The following is a 25,764-nucleotide window of genomic DNA, read 5'->3' on the forward strand; positions in this document are numbered from 1 at the left end:
TCGATATGCTTTTGGCCCGGCCGGCCGGAGCCGAACGTATGGAAATCGACGCGGAGCTTCGTCGCCAGATCGTCGTCTCCCTCGCCGCGGTCCTCGTCTTCGTGGTCGGCCTCATTGGGGTCGGAAGTCTGTACGGAACCGGAAGCGGTTCCACGGACGGGATCTCGCTGGCGCCGACGGGCGGGCTCGCGCTCGTGGGTCTGCTCGGGGGATTCGTCCTGCTGATGGCGCTCGTGGGCGTCTACCTGATGCGGGCGAACGGGACCGACGGAGCGGTCTGAGACGCCGACGACTCACGCCGGCTCGGCGACGTCGTTCCGGTCCCGCCAGTCGACGACGTCCTCGGCCGCCTCCAACCGCGCCTCGTAGTAGGCCAGCGGATCGCCGGCGACCTGCCAGTGATCGTCCTCGTTGTGACAGATCCCGTACGCCGAGAGCGTCTCACAGGTCGGCGGCGGGTACTGGGCCCCGGCCTCGTCGCGGAGGTATTCGGTCTGGTAGCGAATGCCCTCGGCGTCGAGGCTGGTGTCGGCACAGAAGGCGACGATCTCGTCGGGCGACATCCCGATGGCCGTCAGAAACGCCATCAACGCGAGGCTCTCGGGGGGCGACAGCGCCGCCTCCCGCTCAGCCTTGTCGATCAGGTTGTGCATACACGGCGGGAACAGCTCGGGGACGACGACGTCGAAGCTGCCGACGGTCGCCCGCTCGTCGAGCAGCCGGCGAAGGTCCGCGACGTGTGTCTCGAGGTCGCTGCTGATCCCGTCGTCGTCCGCGAACTCGAAGGGAAGCCCCTCGAGCACCCGTGAGCGGATCGCCCGCTCGAGACATCGGTCGAGGTCGGCCCGGTCGATCCAAACCGCGCCGTCCCGGAGCTCGCGGTTGACGAGACGCCACCGATCGCCCCACTCCGGGTCGAACAACTGGAGATACGGCCCCACGTCGATCCGAAACCACTCCGGATCGCGTGTGGACGGGCGTCCCGACGAGCCGCCACGCACGCGGGACTCAACGGCCTGACCCGCCGATCCGGCCCCACCGTTCGTCCCACGGACCGCGGGTTGGACCGCGTCATCGAGGTCGAACTCCCGGAGGACCTCGGACAGGTCGAGCGAGACGGCGTCGGTCGAGCGGAGGGCGTCCTCGCGCTCGAGGTCCTCGCGGATCCGGTCGGCGGCGGTGGCGGCTTCCGCGCTCGCGTACTTCTCAACGGCGGCGGTCGACTCCAGTAGGGAGACGAGGATCCGGGCGATCGGATACGAGAGCAGTTCCGCCGTCACGTCGTAGGCATCCGGCGTCTCGCTCGCGGTCGTTCCCGAACGGAGCGCGCGCTCGACGCGTTCGCGACCGCGCTCGACCGCCGGCGCGTCAGACGCGACGAGCGCGGGCAGCGAGACGTCGGCGCCGGCGACCGCCTCGCGGGCCGCCTCGAAGAACGGATACCGCGCGTACAGCGGGTCCATCGTGACCGGGGTTGGACGGGGCGGCGAATAAGCGGTGTGGTTGCTCGAGCAGGGACGACCGGCGTCAGGCGTCAGCGATCCGACGAGGGATCCGTCCTCGGAGATCCGGCTTCACCGCCGAACGGTCGTCTCGAGCGCGCCGATACCCTCGACCTCGACGACGACCTCGTCGCCGTCGGCAAGCGGACTGACACCGGCCGGCGTCCCGGTCGCGATGACGTCGCCGGGTTCGAGGGTGATGAAGTCGGTGATCTCGGCGATCAGATCCGCGGGCGAGAAGCTGAGGGCGTCGATGCTGGATGACTGCCGTGTCTCGCCGTTCACGCGGCACTCGATGGCGGCGTCGTCGGGGACGTCCGCGGGGTCGGCCACGACCGGGCCGATCGGGGCGGCGTTATCGAACGCCTTCCCGCGGACCCAGTTCTGCTCCTGGCGCTGGTCGTCGCGGTTCGAGAGGTCGTTCACGCAGGTGTAGCCCGCGATCACGTCCTCGGCGTCGGCCGCGTCGACGTTGCGGCACTGCTGACCGATCACGACGCCCAGTTCGGCCTCGTGGTCGATCCGGTCCGGTCCCGCCGGGAGCGTGACCGTGTCGCCGTGGCCGGACAGCGTGTTCGGCGGCTTCAGGAACAACAGCGGCCGATCGGGGACGTCCTTCCCGGACTCGGCGGCGTGGTCGACGTAGTTCAACCCGACGCAGACGATCTTGCTCGGGGAGACGGGCGGAAGGACGTCGACCGCGTCGACGTCGTAGACCTCGCCCGCGGCGTGAAGGCCGTCGTCGGTCAACTCGCCGGTTCGAACGGTACCAGCCGGATCGCGAAAGCGTGCCGTATGCATCGTGCAACGATATCGTGGATCGGAGCGATAAGGATTCCCATTCATCGCCGCCCAGGGGCGTCCGGTTCAACGTGTTTATGTCGGCCGCGGAACCACCTCATCGTCAATGAGCGACACCAGCGAGACGGACGACGCCGCCGACGGCACCGAACCGGTGACGGCCACGGACGAGGACGAGCCGACCGTCCCGATCCGGTGTTCGGCCTGTGAGACGACGACGCGCGTCCCGCTGTCGTCGCTGGCGGACGCGATCGACCGCCACAACCGAACCCGTCACGACGGCGAGGAGATCGCCGAGGTCGCGCCGGGAATCGCCGACCGGCTTGCGGACCTGGTCGCGCGCGACCTGGGCCTCCTCGAGGAGGAGTGAATCCCCTCGAGGGAAAAATGCACCTCGCTCACGGTTGAGTCGCGATCGACTCGCGTGGCTCCTCACTCGTTGTTGCGACGGCAGAAATTCCCGTCGTATGCGGTTTCGACGAACGGCTCGCTCCGCTCGCCGTGTTGTTCCTCAAAAACGCCCGGAGCGGGATTTGAACCCGCGTCACGACCGTGACAGGGTCGTATGATGGGCCACTACACCATCCGGGCAGCCGGTGGATCGCGGTCGGTCGCAGCAAGAGCGCCCGGAGCGGGATTTGAACCCGCGTCACGACCGTGACAGGGTCGTATGATGGGCCACTACACCATCCGGGCCTGCTGCACTCTCGGATAGCCGAGTAGTATAAATAAGGCTTGTCATCCGGGGCAGGCGTGTCGATCGGTCACATCCGATCGGCTGGCCCCATTCGATCGGTTTGGGACCACGGAGAGGAGCTGGCCGACTCCACCGATCCGCCACAGCGCGGCGAGCGGCCCCGGCGGCGGCGTCACCCTTTTATATTGACCGACCGTGTGTTCGGATATCACTCGCCCGCCAGCCGGCAGCCGCGCTTCGCGCCTCGGTTGGCAACTCTTATGAGCGTGGGGCCAATAGCGACCTGTAGTATCTCGTGATAGCTTCTTTCCCCATCACCCATGGTAAACGTAACTGACCACGAACTCGTTCCCGACCACGAGCTCCTCGACGACCCGGAGCGGGTCGAGGAGGTGCTCACGGAGTACAACATATCGAAAACAGACCTGCCGCGTATCAAACGCACTGACCCGGCGCTACCCGACGACGCCGAACCCGGAGACGTCGTCAAGATCACCCGGGAGTCCCGAACGACCGACCAGGCGATCGTCTATCGACTCGTGATCTCATGAATAGGGAAGACCGACGCGTCGTTTCACGCGAATACTTCTCGGATGAACGGCTCGCAGAACACCACTTCCGCTCGTTCAACAACTTCCTGAACCGCGGGATGCAGGACGTCGTCGACGAGAAGGAGACGATCGAAACCGACATCGGCGACAAGGAGGGCCAGGAGCCCGTCTACGTCGAACTCGGCGACGTTCGAATGGTCACCCCGCGGGTCCGCGAGGCCGACGGGTCAGAGGAACTGCTGTATCCCCAGGAGGCCCGTCTGCGGAACATCACCTACTCCGCGCCGGTCTTCATGGAGATGTCCATCGTCCGTGGCGGCGAGGATGAGCCGGAAACGGTCGTCGACACCACGGAGACGAAGGTCGGTCGGATGCCGATCATGGTCGGCTCCGAGAAGTGCAACATGGCCGGCTTCTCCGACGAGGAACTGATCGACATCGGCGAGGACCCCGTCGATCCCGGCGGCTACTTCATCGTCAACGGCTCCGAGCGCGTCCTGATGACCTCCGAGGACCTCGCGCCGAACAAGATCCTCGCGGAGTACGACTCGAAGTACGGCGACGAGATCCAGGTCGCCAAGACGTTCTCTCAGCGACGTGGCTACCGCGCGCTGGTGCTGTGTGAGCGCAACCGCGAGGGACTGCTCGAGGTCTCGTTCCCGTCCGTCTCGGGATCGATCGACTTCGTCACGCTCGTGCGCGCGCTCGGTCTCGAGTCGGACGAGGAGATCGTCCACCGCGTCTCCGACGACCCGGAGATCGTGAAGTACATGCTCGAGAACCTCGAGGAGGCGTCCGTTCAGACCGAAGAGGAGGCCATCGAGGAGCTGGGCAAGCGCGTCGCCAGCGGACAGGGCAAGAACTACCAGCTGAAGCGGGCGAACTACGTGATCGACCGCTACCTCCTGCCGCACCTCCACGAGGAGGGTGTCGAGGAGGAGGACGTGCGGATCAACAAGGCCTACTACCTCTGCCGGATGGCGGAGGCGTGTTTCGAGCTGGCGCTGGGACGCCGGGAGTCCGACGACAAGGACCACTACGCGAACAAGCGGCTCAAGGTCTCCGGCGACCTGATGAAGGACCTGTTCCGGACGGCGCTCAACAAGCTGGCGCGGGACGTGAAGTACCAGCTCGAGCGCGCCAACATGCGGAACCGCGATCTCACCGTCAACACGGTCGTCCGCTCGGACGTGTTGACCGAGCGACTCGAACACCCGATCGCGACGGGCAACTGGGTCGGCGGCCGGTCGGGCGTCTCCCAGCTCGTCGATCGGACGGACTACATGGGCGTGCTCTCACACCTGCGTCGGCTCCGATCGCCGCTGTCGCGCTCGCAGCCGCACTTCGAGGCGCGGGACCTGCACGCGACCCAGTGGGGTCGCATCTGTCCCTCCGAGACGCCGGAGGGCCCGAACTGTGGGCTCGTGAAGAACTTCGCGCAGGCGATGGAGCTGTCACAGGACATCGAGGACGAACAGGGACTCAAACGCGAACTGGCGTCGATGGGTGTCGAGGGGATCCCCGGCATCGAGGGCGTCGACCGAACCACGGCGGACGATTGATATGGCATCATCAGAACGCGAAGCGAAAGTCTACGTCAACGGGAGCCTCGTCGGGACGCATCCGGACCCGAACGAGCTCGCCGAGCAGATTCGAGAGGCACGGCGACGCGGCGACGTCTCCGAGATGGTCAACGTCTCGGTGAAGGACCGCACCAAGGAAGTGATCGTGAACGCGGACGCGGGCCGGGCCCGCCGACCGTTGATCGTCGTCGAGGACGGCGAACCCCTGCTGTCGGACGAGGACATCGATGCGCTCGAGGATGAGGACCTCGAGTTCGAGGACCTCGTCGACCGCGGCTACGTCGAGTTCATCGACGCCGAGGAGGAGGAGGACGTCTACGTCGCCGTCGACGAGGACGAAGTCTCGGCGGAACACACCCACCTCGAGATCGATCCGCAGCTCATCTTCGGGATCGGTGCGGGGATGATCCCGTACCCGGAACACAACGCCAGCCCCCGGATCACGATGGGCGCAGGGATGATGAAGCAGTCGCTCGGGCTGCCCTCTGCGAACTACCGGATCCGTCCGGACACCCGACAGCACCTGATGCATTACCCGCAGCTGTCGATGGTGAAAACGCAGACCACCGAGCAGATCAACTTCGACGACCGGCCGGCCGCACAGAACTTCGTCGTGGCCGTGATGTCCTATGAGGGGTTCAACATCGAGGACGCGCTCGTGATGAACCAGGGCTCGGTCGATCGTGCGCTCGCACGATCGCACTTCTTCCGAACCTACGAGGGCGAGGAGCGCCGCTACCCCGGCGGCCAGGAGGACCGCTTCGAGATCCCGAGCCAGGACGTTCGCGGCGCGCGCGGCGAGGACGCCTACACCCACCTCGACGAGGACGGCCTCGTCAACCCCGAGACCAAGGTCGATGAGTCCTCGGTCCTGCTCGGCAAGACGAGCCCGCCCCGGTTCCTCGAGGAGCCGGACGACATGGGCGGCCTCTCCCCGCAAAAGCGGCGTGAGACGTCGGTCACGATGCGCTCGGGCGAGGACGGCGTCGTCGACACGGTCACGCTGATGGAGGGCGAGGACGGCTCCAAGCTCTCGAAGGTAAAGGTCCGCGACCAGCGGATCCCGGAACTGGGCGACAAGTTCGCGTCCCGACACGGTCAGAAGGGCGTCGTGGGACACCTGGCGCCCCAGGAGGACATGCCCTTCACCGAGGAGGGACTCGTTCCGGACCTCGTGTTGAACCCGCACGCGCTCCCCTCGCGGATGACCGTCGGCCACGTGCTGGAGATGCTCGGCGGCAAGGTCGGATCGCTACGCGGCGAGCGCGTCGACGGGACGCCGTTCCAGGGGGAGGACGAGGACGAGCTCCGCGGATCGCTGGAGGAGAACGGATTCAAGTCCTCGGGCAAGGAGGTCATGTACTCGGGCGTCACCGGCGAGAAGATCGAGGCGGAGATCTTCGTCGGCACCATCTTCTACCACAAGCTCTACCACATGGTGTCGAACAAGCTGCACGCCCGCTCCCGCGGGCCGGTGCAGGTGCTCACCCGCCAGCCGACCGAGGGGCGTGCCCGCGAGGGCGGCCTCCGTGTCGGCGAGATGGAGCGTGACACCGTCATCGGTCACGGCGCCGCGATGGTGCTCAACGAGCGGCTGCTGGAGTCCTCGGACGCCGAGCAGGTGTACATCTCCGCGGAGACGGGACTGGTCGCGGTCGAGGACCGCGAACAGCGTCGGGTGTACGACCCGGTCACCGGCGATGAGGACGACATCCACGAGCTGGAGGTCAGCTACGCGTTCAAGCTCCTGCTCGATGAGATGATCGCGCTGGGCATTCGCCCGAAGCTCGAACTGGAGGACGCGGTCTAACCCACACAATGTCAATGCAAACACCGAAACAACTCGGCGGTATCTCCTTCGGGCTGATGGACCCGGAGACGTATCGGGACATGTCCGCCACGAAGGTCATCACGGCGGACACCTACGACGACGACGGCTATCCGATCGATATGGGGCTGATGGATCCCCGGCTCGGCGTCATCGATCCGGGGCTTGAGTGTCGGACCTGCGGCTCCCACTCGGGGTCGTGTAACGGCCACTTCGGCCACATCGAGCTGGCGGCGCCGGTCATCCACGTCGGCTTCACGAAGCTCATCCGGCGGCTGCTCCGATCGACGTGTCGTGAGTGCGGTCGGCTCGCGCTCGAGGAACACGAACGCGAGGAGTTCAGCGACCGCTACGAGCGGGCGCGGGAGCTCGGCGACGACCAAACGGACGTGCTGAAGGCGGCCGTTCGACAGGCTCGGAAGGCCTCGACGTGTCCGTTCTGTGGGGAGCCGCAGGCGGACATCAAACACGAGAAGCCGACGACCTACTACGAGGTTCAGGACGTCCTCTCGGGGGAATACTCCGAACGCATCGCCGAGGCGATGCAGCCCGACCCCGACGAGGAGGACGACACGGGAACCGCGCCCTCCGAACTCGCGGACGAGACCGGGATCGCGCTCGACCGAGTCAACGACATCCTCGCGGGCGAGTTCCGGCCTCGTGACGAGGACCGGCGGGCGATCGAGCGCGCGCTCGACGTCGATCTGACCGAGGAGGACATGAACAAGCTCATGCCCTCGGACGTGCGCGACTGGTTCGAGGACATCCCGGACGGGGACCTGGAGGTGCTCGGCATCGACGCCGAGAACTCCCGACCCGAGTGGATGATCCTGACGGTGTTGCCGGTTCCGCCGGTGACCACCCGTCCGTCGATCACCCTCGACAACGGCCAGCGGTCGGAGGACGACCTCACGCACAAGCTGGTCGACATCATCCGGATCAACCAGCGGTTCATGGAGAACCGCGAGGCGGGCGCGCCACAGCTCATCATCGAGGACCTCTGGGAGCTGTTGCAGTACCACGTCACGACGTTCGTGGACAACGAGATCTCCGGGACGCCGCCGGCGCGGCACCGCTCCGGCCGCCCGCTGAAGACGCTCTCACAGCGGCTGAAGGGTAAGGAGGGGCGCTTCCGCGGGTCGCTGTCCGGCAAGCGCGTGAACTTCTCGGCCCGGACCGTCATCTCGCCGGACCCGACCCTCTCGCTCAACGAGGTCGGCGTCCCCGATCGGGTTGCCACCGAGATGACCCAGACGCTGAACGTGACCGAGCGAAACGTCGAGGAGGCGCGTCAGTACGTCCACAACGGACCGGAAGCCCATCCGGGCGCGAACTACGTGCGCCGTCCGGACGGCCGCCGGCTCAAGGTGACCGAGAAGAACTGCGAGGAGCTCGCCGAGAAGGTCGAGGAGGGCTGGGAGGTCAACCGCCACCTGATCGACGGCGACATCGTGATCTTCAACCGGCAGCCGTCGCTGCACCGGATGTCGATCATGGCCCACGAGGTCGTGGTGATGCCGTACAAGACGTTCCGGCTGAACACGACGGTCTGTCCGCCCTACAACGCCGACTTCGACGGCGACGAGATGAACATGCACGCCCTCCAGAACGAGGAGGCGCGGGCGGAGGCGCGCGTGCTGATGCGCGTCCAGGAGCAGATCCTCTCGCCGCGGTTCGGGGAGAACATCATCGGCGCCATTCAGGATCACATCTCGGGGACCTACCTGCTCACCCACACCAACCCCGAGTTCACCGAGACGCAGGCGCTCGACCTGCTGCGCGCGACGCGGGTGGACGAGCTGCCCGAGGCCGACGGCGTCAACGATGACGGCGAGGAGTACTGGACCGGCCGCTCGCTGTTCTCGGAGCTGCTGCCCGACGACCTCGAGCTCGAGTTCACGTCCTCGACGGGCGACGACGTCGTCATCGAGAACGGCCAGCTCGTGGAGGGGACGATCGACGAGGACGCGGTCGGAGCCTTCGGCGGCGACGTCGTCGACACGATCACCAAGGTCTACAGTGAGACGCGCGCCCGCGTGTTCATCAACGAGGTCGCGGCACTGGCGATGCGGGCGATCATGCACTTCGGCTTCTCGATCGGGATCGACGACGAGTCCATCCCGCCCGAGGCCGAAGATCAGGTCGACGAGGCGATCGACAACGCCTACGACCGCATCGAGGAGCTGATCGAGACCTACGAGGCGGGCGAGCTCGAGAGCCTGCCCGGCCGGACGGTCGACGAGACCCTCGAGATGAAGATCATGCAGACGCTCGGGAAGGCCCGGGACTCGGCCGGCGAGATCGCCGACCAGCACTTCGGCGACGACAACCCGGCGGTCGTGATGGCCCGCTCGGGCGCGCGTGGGTCGATGCTGAACCTCACGCAGATGGCCGGGTGTGTCGGCCAGCAGGCGGTTCGTGGCGAGCGGATCAACCGCGGCTACGAGGACCGAACGCTGTCACACTACCAGCCGAACGACCTCTCGGCGGAGGCCCACGGCTTCGTGGAGAACTCCTACCGCGCCGGCTTGACGCCGCGTGAGTTCTTCTTCCACGCGATGGGCGGCCGCGAGGGGCTCGTCGACACGGCGGTCCGGACCTCCAAGTCCGGCTACCTCCAGCGCCGGCTGATCAACGCGCTCTCCGAGCTCGAGGCGCAGTACGACGGCTCGGTCCGGGACACCTCCGGGACGGTCGTTCAGTTCGAGTTCGGCGAGGACGGTACCTCGCCGATCAAGGTCTCCTCCTCGGAGGACAACGACATCGAGGTCGACCGGATCGCCGACCGCGTCCTCTCGTCGGAGTTCGAGGACGAGGCCGAGAAGAAGGAGTTCCTCGGCCGCAAGCAGCGCCCGACGAACATCTCCGAACACGCCGGTCCCGGCCTGAACAAGGCACAGGGACTGGAGGTGGAATCCGATGACTGAGACAGACGACTACGACCACGTCACCGACGACATCGCGGCGCTGATCGAGGACACCGATCTCTCGCGGCGGCTCAAGGAGGACGTCTACGAGACGATCGACGAGAAGGCCGCCGAATACGGCGGGATCACGACCGAGCAGGCCGCCGACATCATCACCGGCGTCGAGAGCCGGTATCTCGACACCCGGATCGAGCCGCTCGACCCCGTCGGGACCGTCTCGGCGCAGTCGATCGGTGAGCCCGGTACCCAGATGAGCGTTCCCTACGACGAGCGCGTCATCGTTCGTCGAAACGGACGGACGGACGTCGTCGAGATCGGATCGCTCGTCGACGACCTCATCGACACACACGAGACACGCGAGGTCGACGGGCATGAGGTCGCGCTCGCACCGGAGGGTCTCGAAACGTTGAGCCTGGAGACCGACGAGACGGTCTCCTGGAAGCCGGTTGAGGAGATCAGTCGACACGAGACGCCCGATGAACTCCTCCGCTTCGAGCTCGAATCCGGACGAACGATCCGAGCGACGAAGGCACACTCCTTCGTAACTCGACGCGATAACGATATTGTCCCGATCGCCGGTGACGATCTGTCGGAAGGTGACTGGCTCCCGACAGTGAGCCGATTCGGTTCGGGCGAGGTCGACTCGATCGATCTCCGAAAGATACTCCCGAATGACGAGTATTGGCACACCTCCGCAGTGACTGACGGCGGTGTTGAATCAGTACCTGGCGGAGCCGATCAACTTCGAAATAAACGGACTGCCCTGGAAGAAGGAACGATCGATGACGAATCGATCTACCCGGTTGGTGGGACGGTTTCACTACCGGAACGCTTCCCACTCGACGAGGAAACCGGATTCTTCGTTGGTGCGTGGCTCGCGGAGGGATCCCTGACGGATCACTACGTTTCGGTTTCAAACGTCGATCCGGAGTTCCAAGACCGAATACGAGCGTTCGCGAACCGGTTCGATCTGACGACGAACGAATACGAGAACACGAGCGGGTTCGCAAAGAGCTACGACATTCGCGTGAGCGGAACGATCCTTGCTGATTTCCTTCGTGAGGCCTGTACGGAGGACGAAGAGAAGGTCGTTCCCGGATTTGCGTTCGGCGCGACGAGGACGTTCGTCGACGGACTGCTCCGTGGGTACTTCAGTGGCGATGGAAACGTCGGGCGGAACTCGATCCGGTCCAGCTCGGTAAGTCACCGTCTAACGGCAGGGATCGGACTCCTGCTCGCACGCGTGGGTATCAATACGACGTTCGGAGAACAGGACGAATCCAGAACGCTTCGTATTCCGAAGAAACACGTCGTTCGATTCACGGACGAGATCGGGATGGTCGGGGAACGAGGCGAAGAGCTTCGCTCACTCGCAGCGGATATCGATGTGGGTGGTCCCGACGCAACCGATCAGATACCGAACTTCGGGGATGCACTCCGGGAGATCGCCTCCGAAGCAGGAATTCCGAGTCGACAGATAAACGCCGCATCAAACCGACAGCGAATCGGTCGAACACGTCTCGAAGGACTCCTCGAGACAGCCGACGAGGAGGACGTCGATATCGAGGCGGTCGACGAGCTTCGGAATGCCGTCGACGGTGATGTGGTCTGGGACCGTATCGAATCCATCGAGACCGTGGAAAGCGACCACGAGTACGTCTACGACTTCTCGGTCGAAGGGCTCGAGACGTTCACCACCGCGGAAGGCGTCGTGACACACAACACGATGAACACCTTCCACTACGCGGGCGTCGCCGAGATCGATGTCACGCAGGGGCTCCCCCGGCTCATCGAGCTGGTGGACGCCCGGAAGACGCCGGACACGCCGATGATGACGGTCCACCTCGAGGGCGAGTACGCGACCGACCGCGAGAAGGCCCACGAGGTCGTCTGGTCGATCGAGTCGACGAAGATCCTCGCGCTCGGGGACGTCTCGACGAACGTGGCGGACATGCTCGTCCGGATCGACCTGAACGACGAGACGCTGTTGGAGCGGTGGCCGACCCACTCGGACGCGACCGAGGTCGCCGGGATCATCGCCGAGACGATCGAGGACGCGCTCGGCGTCGACACCCGACAGGCCGGCACCGTCATCGAGTTCGGCCCGAACCAGCCGAGCTACCGCGAGCTGCTCCAGCTCGTCGAGCAGCTCCGCGAGGTCGTTTTCAAGGGCATCGAGGAGGTCGAACGCGTCGTCATCCGGAAGGAGCAACTGGATGACGGCGAGGAGTTCGTCCTCTACACCGAGGGGTCCGCCTTCGGCGACGTGCTCCCGATCGAGGGCGTCGACGACACCCGAACGACGTGTAACAACATCCACGAGATCTATCGCAACCTCGGCGCCGAGGCGGCCCGCGAGGCGATCATCGACGAGACGATGAACACGCTCGAAGAGCAGGGACTCGACGACGTGAACATCCGGCACCTGATGCTGGTCGCCGACATCATGACGAACAACGGCGAGATCGAGTCGATCGGCCGCCACGGCATCTCCGGCTCGAAGGACTCGGTGCTCGCGCGGGCGGCCTTCGAGGTGACGGTCAACCACCTGCTGGACGCGGCAGTCCACGGCGAGTACGACGAGCTCGACGGCGTCATCGAGAACGTCATCGCCGGCAAGCCCGTCTCCATCGGTACCGGCGACGTCAACCTCCGGATGGGATCGGGAGCGAGCGGCAGCTCCGGGCCGGCCGACGACTGATGCGCGTCGAGCTCTCCGACGAGGCGCGCCGGTTCATCGCCCGGTTCGACGAGGTGACCGGCGTGACGCCGACGGACTGCCTCGTGGAGGGTGACCGGCTGGTGTTCGTGATCCCTGCGGGGGAGATGGCGGCGGCGATCGGACAGGGCGGCGAGACCGTCCGGCGTGCTGAAGAGCGGCTCGACCGGTCGATCGAGCTCGTCGAGGACGCCGATACCCCGGAGGCGTTCGTCGCGAGTGCGCTCGCGCCGGCGGCGGTCCGAGCGGTGACCATCTCCGAGCAGAACGACCGCGTCGCCTACGTCGAGGTCGCCGAGGCCGACCGCGGAGTGGCCATCGGCGAGGAGGGGGAGACGATCGAGACCGCGCGGCGGCTCGCGAAGCGGCACGTCGACGTCGACGACATCCAGTTGACGTGAGACTGAGACGGATGGCGGGGCCACGCCGCCACGCGTGACCGTGCCATCGGCGACGACTATTCCACGCTCGAACGGCTAGCCGTAGGTATGGAGATCGACCTCATGGCGGCGGTCGACCGCGACGGCGCGATCGGGACCGGCGAGGACGTTCCCTGGGAGTACCCCGAGGACATCACACAGTACCGCGACCGGCTCGGCGACGCCCCGACGATCATGGGGAGACGGACGTTCGATCAGATGAGCGACCCGCCGGGCGATCCGGTGATCGTGTTGACGCGGGACCCCTCGCGCGAGTCGACGGATCCCGGCGTCCGCTTCGTCACCGACCCGGCCGCGGCGATCGACGATGCCGCCGCGACGGGGGCGGACCGCGTCTTCGTCAACGGCGGCGAGGCCATCTACCGGATCTACGTCCCGTATGCGACCGGCGCGTACGTCTCGGAGATCCCCGAGCGAAGCGGCGGCAACGTGTCCTTCCCGTACCTCGGAGCAGGATGGGATGTGACGGAGACGATCGAGTACGACCGGTTCGATCTCGTTCGGTATCGCAATCGCGATCCGGTTCCGGTGTCGTCGCTTGCGGACGACTGAGTGTGGGTCCGGGACGGTGTGTGAGTTCGGGATCGACTATCGATCTGGGGCCGAGTGTGGACCCGAGATCGAGTGTGGACCCGGGGAACGGACGGATCAGCCGGAGTCGGACGGGGACGGCACGTGCCCGGCGAGATCGATCCGGCCGTCTCGGATCCGGGTTATCGATCCGTTCTCGAACGAGTGACGGGTGAGCGCGGTCGTGAGGTCCAGATCCCGAAGTCGACCGAAGGCGAGCCGGATCGGGTTGTGATGCGTCACGGCGATGACGGTGCAGTCGTCAGACCGCGCACGCTCCCTGAGGTCGGCGACGGCGGCGAGAACCCGGTCACGGACGCTGATCCAGCTCTCGCCGCTATCCGGGGTATAGGTGGCGGCATCGGATCCCTCGGCGAGGAGGTCGAGCTCCGGAAACCGATCGAAGAGATCCGTGGAATCGAGCCCCTGATAGCGGCCGAAGTCCCGCTCACGGAGGCGCGAGTCGGTCGTCGGCTCGACGTCGAACGCCGCGGCGATCGGGGCGGCCGTCTCGCGAGCCCGGGCGAGGTCGGAGGTGACGAGCGTGACGTTGCCGTCCTCGTGCTCGGCCGTGAGATGACGGGCGAGGCGGCGAGCCTGGCGGCGGCCGGCGGCGTTCAGTCCCACCGGCGCCCAACCCTGCACGCGACCCGCGGCGTTCCAGGAGGTTTCACCGTGGCGGACCAACAGGATCTCGGACACGGACGACCTTGATGAACGGTGGCTAAAGGGGTTTCCCGTCCTGTACGGTTCGGCTACCGCACGCGAACCACGACGTGTATTGCCGCGGGCGACGTATCCCGCGTCGAACGATGGCGCTCGAGGACGTGACGTCGGCGGCGCTGCAGGAGGCGATCACCGACGCCGTCACGGAGATGCGCGCGGAGAGACGCGAGGCGCTCGAAACGCATCCGTCCGACCGGAAACGGTGGAAGTACGACGGCCGGACGTGGTACTGGCCGGGTGGGGAGGAGCTGCCGTATTTCTTCGAGCTGTGTGACGGCGAGGACGAGGTACTCTCGGCGTTGGAGGCCCGGTTCGGTCTCACCCGGGTCGGGGTGGGGACGGGGCGCGTCGCCCTCGCCGTTCCCGTCGGGAACGAGTCGATCGATGCCGCCGCGACGAGCGGATCGATCACCACCCCCGACGGAGGCGAATCGACCCCGGCGGAGGCCGACCGGGTGATCAAGCTGGCGCGATACGGCCCGAGCGCGGAGATGGGCGACGGACGCCGACAGAACCGACGGGAGCAAGCGCTGTGGGAAACGATCGCCGCGCACCCGTTCCTGCCGGTCATCGATGCGGACCCCGACGGCGACTGGATACTGATGCCCCGCGTGCGCGTTCGAACGGCCGACGATCCGGAAACCGAGCCGGCGCTACGGGCGGTTCGTGAGGCGCTGAACCCGTACGCCGATCGGGTGCATTTCGACGAGTTGAAGCCCGAAAACGTCGGTCGATGGCGGGGCCGTGACTGGCTCGTCGATTACGGTCGACCGCCCACGGACGGCCCGGAACGGGGAGTCGATCGATTTTAGGAGGGTTAGGGGATAATAGGTCCTATGAGCATCGAGACGATCCTGCTGGGCGTGGGAACGGACGGCGACGAACAGGTCCGACGGCTTGCCGAGGAGACCGTCGACGTCGCCGGCCCGTGTGAGGCCGAGGTCGTGTTGGCACACGTCTTCACCGAGGAGGCGCTGGAGGAGAGCCGGGAGCGGTTGAACATCGATCCGGGCAGCGAGGCGGCGACGCCCGACGGCGTCGCGAAGCGACACGCCACGATCCGCGATCTGGCCGACGCGATGGAGGAGTCCGACGTCGAGTACCGCGTGCGCGGCGCGGTCGGCGACCACGGTCAGGCGATCGCGGACCTGGCCGAGGAGGAAACGGCCGACCGCGTGGTCGTCGGCGGGCGAAAGCGGTCGCCGACCGGGAAGGCCGTCTTCGGGAGCACCGCCCAAACGGTGATGCTCTCCTCGCCGTGCCCCGTGACGTTCGTGCGCGAGGACACGCGGTAACGATCGACGCCGCACCCGGGAGGCCGATCGAGACGCGACCGGATCGACCGCAAGGTTCCCAAGGCTTGGGCCCGAAGGGCGGGTGATGAGCGAGTCCCTGGCGGACCGGATCGAGACGTGGATGGTCGGACAGATGCCGATCATCCAGATGCACGGCGGCACGAGCGTCGTCCGTGAGGCGGACCCCGAGACCGGCGAGGTCGTCGTCGAGCTCGGCGGCACCTGTTCGGGCTGTGGGATCTCGAACGTGACGGCGACGAACATCAAACGTGACCTGCTCGCGGACTTCGAGGCGGTCACCGACGTGACGGTTCGCGTGCCCTCCTCGGGGGACCAGGGCGCCTCGACCGTCGAGGGCGGCCGAGGCGGGGAGCTGCAACACGAGACCGACGCCGCCGACCACTTCTAACGGATCGACGACGTCCGGCTACGTCCAGCGATTCCACAGCCCCCGACGCGGGCGACATCCGGCGGTCACGTTTATGTCGCGAGACTCGCAAGGATCGAGTATGTCGAAACGTTCGGATCGGGGATCACCCGATCGGTCGGTACGAGCTGACGAGGTGTACTGTACGAGCTGTGGTGAACCGATCAAACGGGAGGCCGAGCTGTGCCCCAACTGCGGCGTCCGCAACGACGCGGCGGGGGGCGGCCGACGAGGGTCGGGGGGTGCAGCCGGCGGTCGTCCCGCCGGCGGCGCCACGGCCTCGGCCGGGACGGCGGCGTCAGGGACCGGACCGGCCACCACGGACGGGACCACCGTGTCCGACACGTGGTGGTACGGCGTCGCGGGGGCGACCGCGCTGTGGGTGCTGCTGCTGATCGCGTCCGGTGCCGGCGGCAACCTCGGTGCGATCGGCGGCCTGTTGCTGCTTGTTGCGTGGATCGGACTGCCGGTCTCGGCGTACTTCGACATCCAGTACGTGAGCGCCAACAGCGACTGGGACCCGAACGCGGTGCTGTGGGTCATCGGACTCGCGATCTGGTTCGTGGGGATCGTCGCGGGAGTGGTCTACCTCTACCGGCGACACGAGACCCTGGGTACGCCGTGAGGGCGTCGCGCGCTGTGCTACTCGTCGGTCGACGTGGCGACGGTGGACGTTGCAGTCGACGTGCGGGCTGACGTGGCGGTCGGCGTGGACGTATCGTCGACGCCCGCATCGGAAACGCGTCCCGCGGTCGACGACGACGGCGTCGAATCGGGGCTGGCGGTGGACGCCTCCAGACCGAGCCCGTGTTGGACCGTAAGCCAGCCGAGGACGGTCAGAACGACGACGTCGAAGTGGACCTGCGTCGTGGAGAGATCGACGGCGGCGGTGATCCCGACGAGGACGACGGCGACGCTATAGAGATAGGTCGGCACCGCGACCGCGGCGGCGACGAGCGACGGGGTGACGTCGCCGGCGGACAGTGCCGCCCGAGCCCGGTCGAGCATCGGCTTGCCGGCGAACCGGAGCACGATCCCCGAGAGGACGGCGACGTTCAGGTAGAAGTTGAAGCCACCGGTCGTCGCCAGTCCCGACCGCAGGAGCGCGGCGATCTCGGGCCCGAGCAGCCACTCGAACCGCATCGGGTAGACCACGCTCGCGTACGGAACGAGCGCCATCAATCCCGCCAACACGCCGGCGGCGAACCGTGCGTCGGCCCACTGTTGCGCCCGGCGGTTCCGGAAGGCGTCGTCGCGGCTCTCGACCGTCCGGCCGATATCGGTCAGTCGATCGACGAGATCCGCGGGCGTTCGAACGTCCGGATCGTAGTACACGCCCACCGTCTCCGTGCCGTAGCTCGCGGTCGCGCCGTGGACGCCCGCGAGTCGTTCAAGCGCCGCCTCGATCCGGTCGGGACAGTCGAGACAGTCGAACCCGTCGACCTCGAAGACGACGTGGGACGCGTCGTCGGGTGCGTAGGTTCTCGAGGGTGCTGACGGACCGGCGGTGCCGTCGGCGCTCTCCGGTTCCGTCCCGTCCCTACAGCGTTGACAGCGGTGCTCGGCGTGTCCGGTCGTCGAGGAGTCCTGCGTCGTGGTCGACATCGTGATCCCAGCCTCTCTCGGAAGTCGACCGCCAGCGATCATCAATCCACCGATAGAATACACCAAAATTCGAACGTAATAAAACCGGCGGCGGAACACGTATGGGGTGGGCACGCGGATCGATCGCCATCGTCGATGCGCCACTTCGAGGACTTCACCGTCGGGGAAACCGACCGCTTCGGATCGGTCACGATGACCCGCGCCGAGATCGTTGCGTTCGCCGAGGAGTACGACCCACAGCCGTTCCACACCGACGCGGAGCGGGCGCGTGAGTCACGTTACGGCGGACTCATCGCGAGCGGCCTGCACACCTTCGCGGTGACGACCCGACTGATGACCGAACACCTCACAGCCGACGCCGCGTTCGTCGGCGCGATGGGGATCGACGAGCTCCGGTGGCCCGCACCGGTGCGGCCCGGCGAGACGGTGTCGGTCGAAACGCGGGTCTCCCGGACCGAGGAGCGCTCCCCGCAAACCGGACTGGTCGAGGTCGACACGACGGTCCACGGCGACGATGACCCCGTGTTGGGAATGCGGCCGTTGTTGCTGTTCGACCGGCGTGAAACCGGATCGGGGACGGACCGAGACTGAGCCCGAGTTCGAAGCATCGACTCGGCTTGAGCGGCGCGTCCCGGGCGCGGCCGGGCTACCCCGAGCTCACTCGGTCACTTATATCGTTCCGTGCAGAGGGATCGAGTATGACCGACCCATTCGTCGTCATCGGCGGCGACGCCGCGGGGCTAAGCGCCGCGAGCAAGCTGAAGCGGGAACGGCCGGACCGAGACGTGATCGTCTTCGAGAAGGGGTCGTGGGTGTCCTACGCACAGTGCGGAATGCCCTACTACGTGAAAGGCGAGGTCGAGTCCCTGTGTGATCTCCTCTCATTGACTCCCGAGGCGGTCGCCGACCGGGGGATCGACCTCCGGCGGCACCACGAGGTCGTGGCGGTGAACACGACGGATCGAACCGTGACGGTCGCGACGGACTCCGGGCGGATCGAACGGTCGTACGGCGACCTCCTGGTGGCGTCGGGCGCACGCGCGGTCGCGGACCCCATCGCGGGATCCGGACTGACGGGCGCGTTCACGATGCACAGTATGGACGCAGCCGCGGCGCTGCGAGCGTTTGTGACGCCGCCGAATGACGTCGGCACCGATGGCGAAAAGGGTGGTGTGGCCCCGGACCTCGAATACGTCGACGCCGAACGCGTCGAGCGGTACGCCGCGATGGAGCCGCCCACGAGCGCCGCGATCGTCGGCGGCGGGTACGTCGGCGTCGAGATGGCCGAGGCGTTCAGCGCACACGACCTCGACGTCCATCTCTTCCAGCGGCCCGATCGGCTGCTGCCGGAGTTCGGCGAAGCGGTCGGCGAGACGGTCGAGGCGTCGCTCGTCGATCACGGGGTCGACGTCCGGACCGGGACCGAAGTCGAGCGGCTGGCCGGAACCGGTCGGGTCGACGCCGTCGTGACTGCCGAGGATCGAATCCCGGTCGATCTCGCGCTGATCGGGATCGGCGTGCGACCGAACGCGGAGTTCGTCGCGGACACGCCGATCGACCGCGGCGCCTCGGGGGCGATCGCGACCGACGAGTACGGCCGAACGACGGTGGACCGGGTGTTCGCCGCGGGCGACTGCGCCGAGATGCGACACACAGTGACGGGCGAGCCCGCCTAGGTGCCGCTCGGACTGACCGCCAACCGCGCCGGGCGGGCGATCGGGAGCACGGTCGCCGGGGATCCCACGCCGGTCGGGGAGATCGCGGGCACCGCGGCCGTGAAGGCGTTCGACCAGGAGTGCGGACGAACGGGAATCCTCGATCACGACCGGGCCCGCGAGGCCGGGTTCGATCCAGTTTCCGAGACCGTCACGGCCGGATCGCGATCAGGGTACTACCCCGGTGCCGCCGAGACGACGGTGACGCTCACCGCCGACCGAGAAACCGGGCGGCTGCTGGGCGGCAGCATCGTGGGCACCGACCGCGCCGCGATCCGGATCGACACGCTCGCGACGGCGCTCGAGTCCGACCTGACCGTGCCGGAACTCGAACGGCTGGATCTCGCGTACGCGCCGCCGTTCAGCCCCGTGTGGGACCCGGTTCTGGTCGCGGCAAAGGTGCTGAACGGCAGGCTCCCCGACGTCGAGTAGCTCGGTTGGGATACCGGGCCGGTTTGGCAGCAGGCCGACCGGGGTGAGCGGTTCAACCGAGGCGGGCAAGACGAGTGCTGCTGATCGTGTCCGCCGCCGCCCGTGTTGTGTTCACATCTTCCGTCCCGGTTCCGTCGGCTGATCCCGAATCATAACGAGCCCGCTGACAAGCATCAACAGGGCCAGGGCGACCATCCCCGCATTCCACCCCATACCGGCGGTCACACTCATCCCGGTCCCGTCGACCATTTCGCCACCGGCCATACCCCCGGTCATCCCGCCGGACAGTCCGCTTCCGCCCCCGCCGACCAGCAAGCCGGCCCCGTACAGCACTTGGAGGAGGAGCATCACGACCGCATAGCCGATCATCAACGGTCCGCCGACGTCGTCGAGGCGGTCGGCAACGTCGGTGAGCAACGCGACGCCGTGGACGATCACGACGACGCCGAGGAGAAGCATCATCCAGCCACCGACACCCATTCTCGACCCCGTCGTGGCGCTACCCACAGAGTACAGACCGGACGTAACGGCGATCGCGGCGCCGTACAGGCGCGTATTCGAGACCATGGTCGCGATACGAGTGCAAGCCGTATAGAGACACAAGGTGAGTGAGAGGAAATCGGGGAAGGGAAAGCCCGAGGGTTATGGCTGCGGGGCTCGTGGGAACAGTGATGAGCTTCGATCCCGACCGCGTTCGAACGGTAACCTTCGATTCGTACAGCACGCTCGTCGACGTGGACGCGGCCGAGTCCGCGCTTGCCGACCGCGTGTCCAACCCGGAGCCGGTCTCGAAGCTCTGGCGCGCGCGGTCTATCGAGTACACCTTCGTCGCGAACCACCTCGACGCCTACCAGCCCTTCTACGAGATGAACCGGGACGCACTCCAGTACGCCCTCGACGCCCACGGCGTCGACCTCTCGCGGGAGGAGCGCGACGAGATCCTCGCGGTCTACCACGAGCTCGACGTCTTCGCGGACGTGCGGTCGGGGATCGAGCGACTGCGCGAGGCCGGGTACGACTGCTACGTCGTCTCTAACGGGAACCCCGAGATGCTCGCGTCGATGATCGACCACGCCGACATCGGGGACCTCGTGGCCGACACGATCAGCGCCGACGAGGTCCGGACGTTCAAACCCGCCGCCGAGATCTACCGTCACGCGGCGGCACGAACGGGGACGCCGATCGACGCGATCGCCCACGTGACCGCCGGCTGGTTCGACGTCCAGGGAGCCAAACACGCCGGGATGCAGGGCGTCTGGGTCGACCGGAAGGGATCGCCGTGGGAGCCGTTCGGAAGCGATCCGGACCTGATCGTGGAGTCGCTGCACGAGCTGGCCGACACGTTGGATGAGGCGTAGCTCGGGATCGGCATCAGGTTCCTCGTCTTCGCCACGACGGCGCTCGGCGGGACGACCACCCTGCTCGTGGCGGTCGCCTGGTTCGGGCTCGCCTGGTACGGCGTTCGGACCTATGCGGCCACCGAGGCGTGGCTTGCGGGGATCGTCGGCTGGGCCCTGCTCACCCTCAGCGGGCTCTCGCTGCTGACGACCAGCCTCGGCGCGATCGCGATCCTCGCGACCGCCGCCGGCGTCTACCTCGGCTGGACCGCCACCGCCGGGGTTCCGCAACCGGAAGCGGTCAGTGCTGCAGCCCAGGGGACGACGGCCGACGCCGACCGATCCGACGCGGGGGCCGTTGACACGCGGGCTGCCGAGACGTCGATCGAGGAGATCGTCGGCGGCGGGCTCCTCGCCGGCATCGGTCTGGGGGCGGTCCTCGGCGTTCTGGGCGCCGTCGTCTTCGCGTGGGTGTCGGTGCAGACGCAGACCGTCTACGGGCTCCTCGTGATTCTTCCCGCCCTCGCGGCCGGGGCCGGGGTCGCAGTCGGCGTCGGCGACCGGGCCGGTCGTCCGAGCGGCCTCGTCGCTGCCGCCCTGGCGGTGGCCTCGATCGTCGTCGGATTCCAGCTTCTCGACTGGTGGATGCCGCCCTTCTACGAGCTGCAGCCCTCGCCACTGCTGGCGATCGGTCCGCTCGTCGGGATCTACCTCGCCTACCGGATCGGTTCGAGTGCGGCCGTCGACGCCGACGCCGGGGCCGGGACGACCGCGACCGACGACGCCGACCGCGACCGTCCGACCGATCGGTCCACGGCCGACCGTGACCGGGACGTCCGGTGAACCGCCTCGGGGTCAAGCCCCGAGGCACTCGCCTTGTTCCCCCTGTAGATGGGATCGCCACCAGGGCACCGTCGACGTCACGTTCGTCACGCTCGAAGCGATCTGGGGGGCAAGTCTTCCCATCCCGTGACCACGATCCGGATGCGGCGCCGAGACGGTGACCTTCAAGTCCGCGGGCCTTGAGGGATCGAGTAATGGCCGACCCGGAGCACACGGATCTCGCGGATCATCCCGACGACGACCCGCCCGATCGGGACGAGGAGAACGGGGCCGAGGACACGCCGACACCGAGCGACCTCGACGAGTCGGTCCGCCAGGCCGTCGAACGATCCCGGATGGGCGCGCCCGCGGTCGGCGAGGCGGTTCGTGACCGGTTTTCGGCCGACGAGGTCTTCCAGCGCATCGTCGCCGCCGCCGACGAGGAGGTGACCTCATCGGGCCGGGAGCTGTTCTTCAGCGGGATCGCGGCCGGGTTCGCGATCAGCATCACCTTCCTGTTGTACGCGTCCCTTTCGGCATCGACGGACAATCCCGTCCTCGGCGTTCTGCTGTACCCGCTCGGGTTCATCTACATCATCATCGGCGGCTACCAGCTCTACACCGAGAACACCCTGCCGCCGGTGGCGTTGACCCTCGAGCGGATCGCCAGCCTCCCCGCCCTGCTTCGCCACTGGAGCATCGTCCTGCTCGGGAACTTCACCGGCGGCGCGATCGGAACGCTGGTGCTCGTTTACGGCGACGTCTTCGATCCCGCGGCCGCCGAGAAGGCGATGGAGCTCGGTCGGCACGGGGTCGAAACGTCGGCGTGGGCGCTGTTCTCGAAAGCCGTCTTCGCCGGGCTCATCGTCGCCGGCGTCGTCTGGGTCGGATTCAGCTCGCGTGACACGATCTCCCGGATCGTCGTGACCTACCTGGCCTTCCTCGCGGTCCCGCTCGGGGGACTCTTCCACGTCGTCGTCTCCTTTGCGGAGGCGTTCTACCTCATTATCCACGGCGAGCTCGGGATCCTCGTCGGCCTCACCGGATTCATCCTGCCGGTCCTGATCGGCAACACCGTGGGCGGCGTCGCGCTCGTCACCCTCGTGAACTACTTCCAGACCAGCGAGGACCGGCTCGAGTCGGCCCGCTTCGAGGGGATCGAACGCCGCCTTACGCCGCGTGAATGGTTCCTCGGCCGCCTCGCCGGCCGCTCGTACGTCCCGATGCTCGATCCCTCCGAGCAGGGGCTCTCGGGCGAGGGGGCCTACCGGATTATGGTGCCGATCGCGAACCCACGAACCGAGTCGCGGCTGATCGAGCTGGCCTGCACCATCGCGAGCGCCCGGGAGGGGGCGATCGTTCACGCGGTCCACGTGATCCAGACGCCGGGCCGCCGCGCCGCCGACCCGAGCTACGGCCAGCGTCAACGCGTGATGGAGGAGTCGGACCGACTGATGGAACCCCTCCGCGACGTCGCCGACGACTACGACGCGGGCCTGAAGACGTCGATGGTCATCACCAACCGATCGTTCGAGGAAGTGTTCAACGCCGCTCGCCGGACCGATCCCGACCTCGTGTTGATGGGATGGGGCGAGGACCGGCTCTGGACGGACGCGCGCGCCGAGCGCCCGCTCACCGAGTTGACCAACCGACTGCCGAGCGACTTCCTGATCGTGAAGGACCGCGGGCTCGACGTCTCGCGGATCCTCGTCCCGACCGCGGGCGGTCCGAACTCGGCGTTGAGCGCGGAGGTCGCGGAGATGATCGCCGCGGTCGCCGACGCCGAGGTCTCGCTGTTACACGTCGTTGACGGCCCCGGCGAGCGTGAGACCGGCCAGGAGTTCCTCTCCCAGTGGGCTCTCGATCACGGCCTGACCGATGCCGAGACGATCGTCGACGACTCCGGCGACGTCGAGGCCGCCATCGAACGCGAGGCGAACGATAGCACGCTCCTGCTCATCGGGGCGACCGAGAAGGGGCTGCTCTCGCGGCTGTTGACCGACTCGCTGCATATGGACGTGGTCCACCGCGTCGACTGCTCCGTGCTGTTGACCGAACGCCCCGGGGATCGAACGATCCTCCAGCGGCTGTTCGGCTGAGCACGGACGACCGTTCGGCTGACCGCGACGGCCCGTGAACGCATCCCCACACGCTCCGCGCATTCAAGTGTTCGGGGCGTCTGCGTACACCATCGGCGGACAGTGACCATATGGTTATCCCAACCTGGATCCGGTATCGAGGCTTCGTCGTCGCGCTGATCGGGTTCGCGATCACCCGGTTCTTCGTCGCCGAGGCGCTCGTCGTCGACCGCTCCGTCCCCTTTCTCGCCGTCGGGTTGCTGCCGCTCGTCGCGGGGCTCTCGTTGACCGTCTACGGCGTGGCACTCGCCGTCGGCGTGTTCTCCCGTGACTACGTCGCAGCCGTCACCCGGTGGTGTCTGCTCGGAACCGGCGGTATGGCTCTCGTCGTTGCGATCACCCTCGTCGGATCCGGCGGTGCGGAAGCGATCTCCCCGTCGGCCGAACCCGCCCTCGTGGCGAACGTCCTCATCAGCGGCGCGGTCGCCGGAGTCGTCGTCGGGGACCGGTCGGCGAAACACCGACGCGAACGGGAGCGAAATCGACGACAGGCCAACCGGGCGCTGTTCGTCATCCGGCTCCTCCGCCACGAAGTCATAAACGCCGCGACGATCGTCGACGGGCACGCCGATCTCCTGCGTGAGACGGCCGATCCGCGACCGCGGTCGCTACAGGCGATCGCCGCCGCAGCCGCCCGAATCCGCTCGACGGTCGAGGAGGTCGCGTCGGTCGCACAGCCGTTCGAGACGACTCGGCGGATGGACCTCGAGGCGATCGTCACGGACACTCTCGCGGCGTTCGAACGCGACCATCCGGACGTGACCGTGCAGGCGGACCTGGAGACGGCCGGGGCGGACACCGAGGTCGTGGGCGATGATCGGATCCGCCTCGCCATCGATGAACTGCTCGAGAACGCCCTCGAACACGGGGCGACGGAGCGCGTCGCAGTCGGGATCCACGATGCACCCGGCACCGTGGCGGTGTCGGTCAGCGACGACGGACCGGGACTGTCCACCGACCAGCGTGACCTGCTGACTGCCGGAAAGTTTCCGGAGTACGACGACCCCTCGGCGGGATTCGGCCTCCAGGTCGTTCACCTGATCGTCGCCCGGTACGGCGGCGAGATCCGTGTCAGTGCGGACGGGATCGACGGGGACGGAACGACCATCACGCTCGTGTTCCCCCGACACTCCCTCCCGAATCCCCTCGTAGAATCCGTTTCCGTGACGTTCCCGAACCTCCGCCGAGCCGTCGTGGCGAGTCTCGTCGCCGGGCTGGCGATGGGGCTGTTCTTTCAGGCTACAAGCGGGTTGCTCCCCGTGATCGGTGCGCTCTACGGCGTCGAACGTCCGGTGGTGGGATGGATCACCCATCTGTTCCACAGCGTCGTCTTCGGACTCCTCTTCGCTGCGGGATGCTCATGGTCGCGGCTCCGGCGGCACGCCCGGAACCCGGTCTCGGTCGGGATGGTCGGCCTGCTCTGGGGACTCGTCCTCTGGCTGGTCGCCGCCGGACTGATCATGCCCGTCTGGCTCTCGCTGGTCGGGCTGCCGAGCGCGCTCCCGAACCTATCAACGCTCGGGCTCGTCGGGCACGTCCTCTGGGGAGCCGTTCTTGGAACGACCTTCTGGTGGCTCGGGACCCGATCGATCGGTGAGTTCGATCGTGGGGATCTGCCGGTTGAGCGCCTCCGATGACCCGTCTCCGGC

23 protein-coding genes, 2 tRNA genes and 1 pseudogene are annotated in these 25,764 nt (G+C 67.1%); 19 read left to right on the forward strand and 7 right to left on the reverse strand.

Annotated elements, in window-relative coordinates; all coding sequences use genetic code 11:
• The first annotated feature begins 38 nt into the window (after positions 1 to 38).
• Entirely contained in the window at positions 39 to 281 is a 243-nt protein-coding gene (locus OQF70_RS01155; RefSeq protein WP_280535393.1) for a hypothetical protein, read from the forward strand.
• Between the two features lie 12 nt (positions 282 to 293).
• Here OQF70_RS01155 and OQF70_RS01160 read toward each other — a convergent pair whose 3' ends face one another.
• Together OQF70_RS01160 and OQF70_RS01165 are read right to left on the reverse strand one after the other, a co-directional pair.
• The gene (locus OQF70_RS01160) at positions 294 to 1,463 is read right to left on the reverse strand and encodes a DNA primase (protein ID WP_280535394.1); all 1,170 of its coding nucleotides are present in this window, start codon (positions 1,461 to 1,463) and stop codon (positions 294 to 296) included.
• Positions 1,464 to 1,574: 111 nt separating this feature from the next.
• On the reverse strand, positions 1,575 to 2,303 hold the full coding sequence (locus OQF70_RS01165; RefSeq protein ID WP_280535395.1) for a fumarylacetoacetate hydrolase family protein: 729 nt from the start codon (positions 2,301 to 2,303) through the stop codon (positions 1,575 to 1,577).
• Positions 2,304 to 2,409: 106 nt separating this feature from the next.
• On the opposite strand from OQF70_RS01165, the gene OQF70_RS01170 reads away from it, so the two are divergent.
• A complete protein-coding gene (locus OQF70_RS01170; protein WP_280535396.1) occupies positions 2,410 to 2,673 on the forward strand; it encodes a hypothetical protein in 264 nt (87 codons plus the stop codon).
• A 148-nt stretch (positions 2,674 to 2,821) separates the two neighbouring features.
• Here the strand turns inward: OQF70_RS01170 and OQF70_RS01175 are convergent.
• Together OQF70_RS01175 and OQF70_RS01180 are read right to left on the reverse strand one after the other, a co-directional pair.
• Positions 2,822 to 2,894 (reverse strand) — tRNA-Asp (locus OQF70_RS01175).
• Between the two features lie 32 nt (positions 2,895 to 2,926).
• Positions 2,927 to 2,999: transfer RNA gene (locus OQF70_RS01180), tRNA-Asp, on the reverse strand.
• Positions 3,000 to 3,320: 321 nt separating this feature from the next.
• On the opposite strand from OQF70_RS01180, the gene OQF70_RS01185 reads away from it, so the two are divergent.
• From OQF70_RS01185 to OQF70_RS01215, 7 genes are all read left to right on the forward strand, one after another.
• Positions 3,321 to 3,551: a DNA-directed RNA polymerase subunit H gene (locus OQF70_RS01185; RefSeq protein ID WP_092812618.1), complete on the forward strand. Its 231-nt coding sequence runs from the start codon at positions 3,321 to 3,323 to the stop codon at positions 3,549 to 3,551.
• Positions 3,548 to 5,113 (forward strand): DNA-directed RNA polymerase subunit B'', encoded by a 1,566-nt coding sequence (locus OQF70_RS01190; RefSeq protein WP_092812615.1) that lies wholly within the window; start codon positions 3,548 to 3,550, stop codon positions 5,111 to 5,113. The genes OQF70_RS01185 and OQF70_RS01190 overlap by 4 nt, the downstream gene beginning before the upstream one ends.
• A gap of 1 nt (position 5,114) precedes the next feature.
• Complete coding sequence (gene rpoB, locus OQF70_RS01195; RefSeq protein WP_280535397.1) at positions 5,115 to 6,944, forward strand: DNA-directed RNA polymerase subunit B; 1,830 nt, start codon at positions 5,115 to 5,117, stop codon at positions 6,942 to 6,944.
• Between the two features lie 14 nt (positions 6,945 to 6,958).
• Complete coding sequence (locus OQF70_RS01200) at positions 6,959 to 9,889, forward strand: DNA-directed RNA polymerase subunit A' (RefSeq protein WP_280535496.1); 2,931 nt, start codon at positions 6,959 to 6,961, stop codon at positions 9,887 to 9,889.
• Entirely contained in the window at positions 9,882 to 12,590 is a 2,709-nt protein-coding gene (locus OQF70_RS01205; protein WP_280535398.1) for a DNA-directed RNA polymerase subunit A'', read from the forward strand. Before OQF70_RS01200 ends, OQF70_RS01205 begins: the two co-directional genes overlap by 8 nt.
• On the forward strand, positions 12,590 to 13,009 hold the full coding sequence (locus tag OQF70_RS01210) for a NusA-like transcription termination signal-binding factor (RefSeq protein ID WP_280535399.1): 420 nt from the start codon (positions 12,590 to 12,592) through the stop codon (positions 13,007 to 13,009). The genes OQF70_RS01205 and OQF70_RS01210 overlap by 1 nt, the downstream gene beginning before the upstream one ends.
• Before the next feature lie 87 nt (positions 13,010 to 13,096).
• On the forward strand, positions 13,097 to 13,600 hold the full coding sequence (locus OQF70_RS01215; RefSeq protein ID WP_280535400.1) for a dihydrofolate reductase: 504 nt from the start codon (positions 13,097 to 13,099) through the stop codon (positions 13,598 to 13,600).
• A 96-nt stretch (positions 13,601 to 13,696) separates the two neighbouring features.
• On the opposite strand, the gene OQF70_RS01220 is transcribed toward OQF70_RS01215, so the two are convergent.
• Complete coding sequence (locus OQF70_RS01220) at positions 13,697 to 14,320, reverse strand: histidine phosphatase family protein (protein WP_280535401.1); 624 nt, start codon at positions 14,318 to 14,320, stop codon at positions 13,697 to 13,699.
• Between the two features lie 110 nt (positions 14,321 to 14,430).
• Here OQF70_RS01220 and OQF70_RS01225 point away from each other — a divergent pair, with 110 nt between their 5' ends.
• The 4 genes from OQF70_RS01225 to OQF70_RS01240 all read left to right on the forward strand — a co-directional run bounded on the left by OQF70_RS01225 (position 14,431) and on the right by OQF70_RS01240 (position 16,691).
• Positions 14,431 to 15,156 (forward strand): hypothetical protein, encoded by a 726-nt coding sequence (locus OQF70_RS01225; RefSeq protein WP_280535402.1) that lies wholly within the window; start codon positions 14,431 to 14,433, stop codon positions 15,154 to 15,156.
• 24 nt (positions 15,157 to 15,180) lie between these two features.
• The gene (locus OQF70_RS01230) at positions 15,181 to 15,639 is read left to right on the forward strand and encodes a universal stress protein (RefSeq protein ID WP_092812589.1); all 459 of its coding nucleotides are present in this window, start codon (positions 15,181 to 15,183) and stop codon (positions 15,637 to 15,639) included.
• An 85-nt stretch (positions 15,640 to 15,724) separates the two neighbouring features.
• Positions 15,725 to 16,048 (forward strand): NifU family protein, encoded by a 324-nt coding sequence (locus tag OQF70_RS01235; RefSeq protein ID WP_092815360.1) that lies wholly within the window; start codon positions 15,725 to 15,727, stop codon positions 16,046 to 16,048.
• A 100-nt stretch (positions 16,049 to 16,148) separates the two neighbouring features.
• Complete coding sequence (locus tag OQF70_RS01240; RefSeq protein WP_280535403.1) at positions 16,149 to 16,691, forward strand: zinc ribbon domain-containing protein; 543 nt, start codon at positions 16,149 to 16,151, stop codon at positions 16,689 to 16,691.
• A gap of 17 nt (positions 16,692 to 16,708) precedes the next feature.
• On the opposite strand, the gene OQF70_RS01245 is transcribed toward OQF70_RS01240, so the two are convergent.
• On the reverse strand, positions 16,709 to 17,671 hold the full coding sequence (locus OQF70_RS01245; protein WP_280535404.1) for a cation transporter: 963 nt from the start codon (positions 17,669 to 17,671) through the stop codon (positions 16,709 to 16,711).
• 135 nt (positions 17,672 to 17,806) lie between these two features.
• On the opposite strand from OQF70_RS01245, the gene OQF70_RS01250 reads away from it, so the two are divergent.
• Positions 17,807 to 18,262: a MaoC/PaaZ C-terminal domain-containing protein gene (locus OQF70_RS01250; RefSeq protein WP_280535405.1), complete on the forward strand. Its 456-nt coding sequence runs from the start codon at positions 17,807 to 17,809 to the stop codon at positions 18,260 to 18,262.
• A gap of 107 nt (positions 18,263 to 18,369) precedes the next feature.
• Positions 18,370 to 19,818, forward strand: a pseudogene (locus OQF70_RS01255) (FAD-dependent oxidoreductase).
• Positions 19,819 to 19,929: 111 nt separating this feature from the next.
• On the opposite strand, the gene OQF70_RS01260 reads toward OQF70_RS01255, so the two are convergent.
• On the reverse strand, positions 19,930 to 20,277 hold the full coding sequence (locus OQF70_RS01260; protein ID WP_280535406.1) for a hypothetical protein: 348 nt from the start codon (positions 20,275 to 20,277) through the stop codon (positions 19,930 to 19,932).
• Between the two features lie 212 nt (positions 20,278 to 20,489).
• On the opposite strand from OQF70_RS01260, the gene OQF70_RS01265 reads away from it, so the two are divergent.
• The 4 genes from OQF70_RS01265 (at position 20,490) to OQF70_RS01280 (ending at position 25,752) form a co-directional block, all read left to right on the forward strand.
• Positions 20,490 to 21,176 (forward strand): haloacid dehalogenase type II, encoded by a 687-nt coding sequence (locus tag OQF70_RS01265; protein ID WP_280535407.1) that lies wholly within the window; start codon positions 20,490 to 20,492, stop codon positions 21,174 to 21,176.
• A 66-nt stretch (positions 21,177 to 21,242) separates the two neighbouring features.
• Positions 21,243 to 21,998 carry a hypothetical protein gene (locus tag OQF70_RS01270; RefSeq protein ID WP_280535408.1) on the forward strand — a complete coding sequence of 252 codons (756 nt, stop codon included), beginning with the start codon at positions 21,243 to 21,245 and terminating at the stop codon, positions 21,996 to 21,998.
• A 335-nt stretch (positions 21,999 to 22,333) separates the two neighbouring features.
• Positions 22,334 to 24,076 carry a formate/nitrite transporter family protein gene (locus OQF70_RS01275; protein WP_280535497.1) on the forward strand — a complete coding sequence of 581 codons (1,743 nt, stop codon included), beginning with the start codon at positions 22,334 to 22,336 and terminating at the stop codon, positions 24,074 to 24,076.
• 110 nt (positions 24,077 to 24,186) lie between these two features.
• The gene (locus OQF70_RS01280; RefSeq protein ID WP_280535409.1) at positions 24,187 to 25,752 is read left to right on the forward strand and encodes a HAMP domain-containing sensor histidine kinase; all 1,566 of its coding nucleotides are present in this window, start codon (positions 24,187 to 24,189) and stop codon (positions 25,750 to 25,752) included.
• The last annotated feature ends 12 nt before the right edge of the window (positions 25,753 to 25,764 follow it).

The sequence above is a fragment of the Halopenitus sp. POP-27 genome (assembly GCF_029889855.1).
In the GTDB taxonomy this organism is placed as follows: domain Archaea; phylum Halobacteriota; class Halobacteria; order Halobacteriales; family Haloferacaceae; genus Halopenitus; species Halopenitus malekzadehii.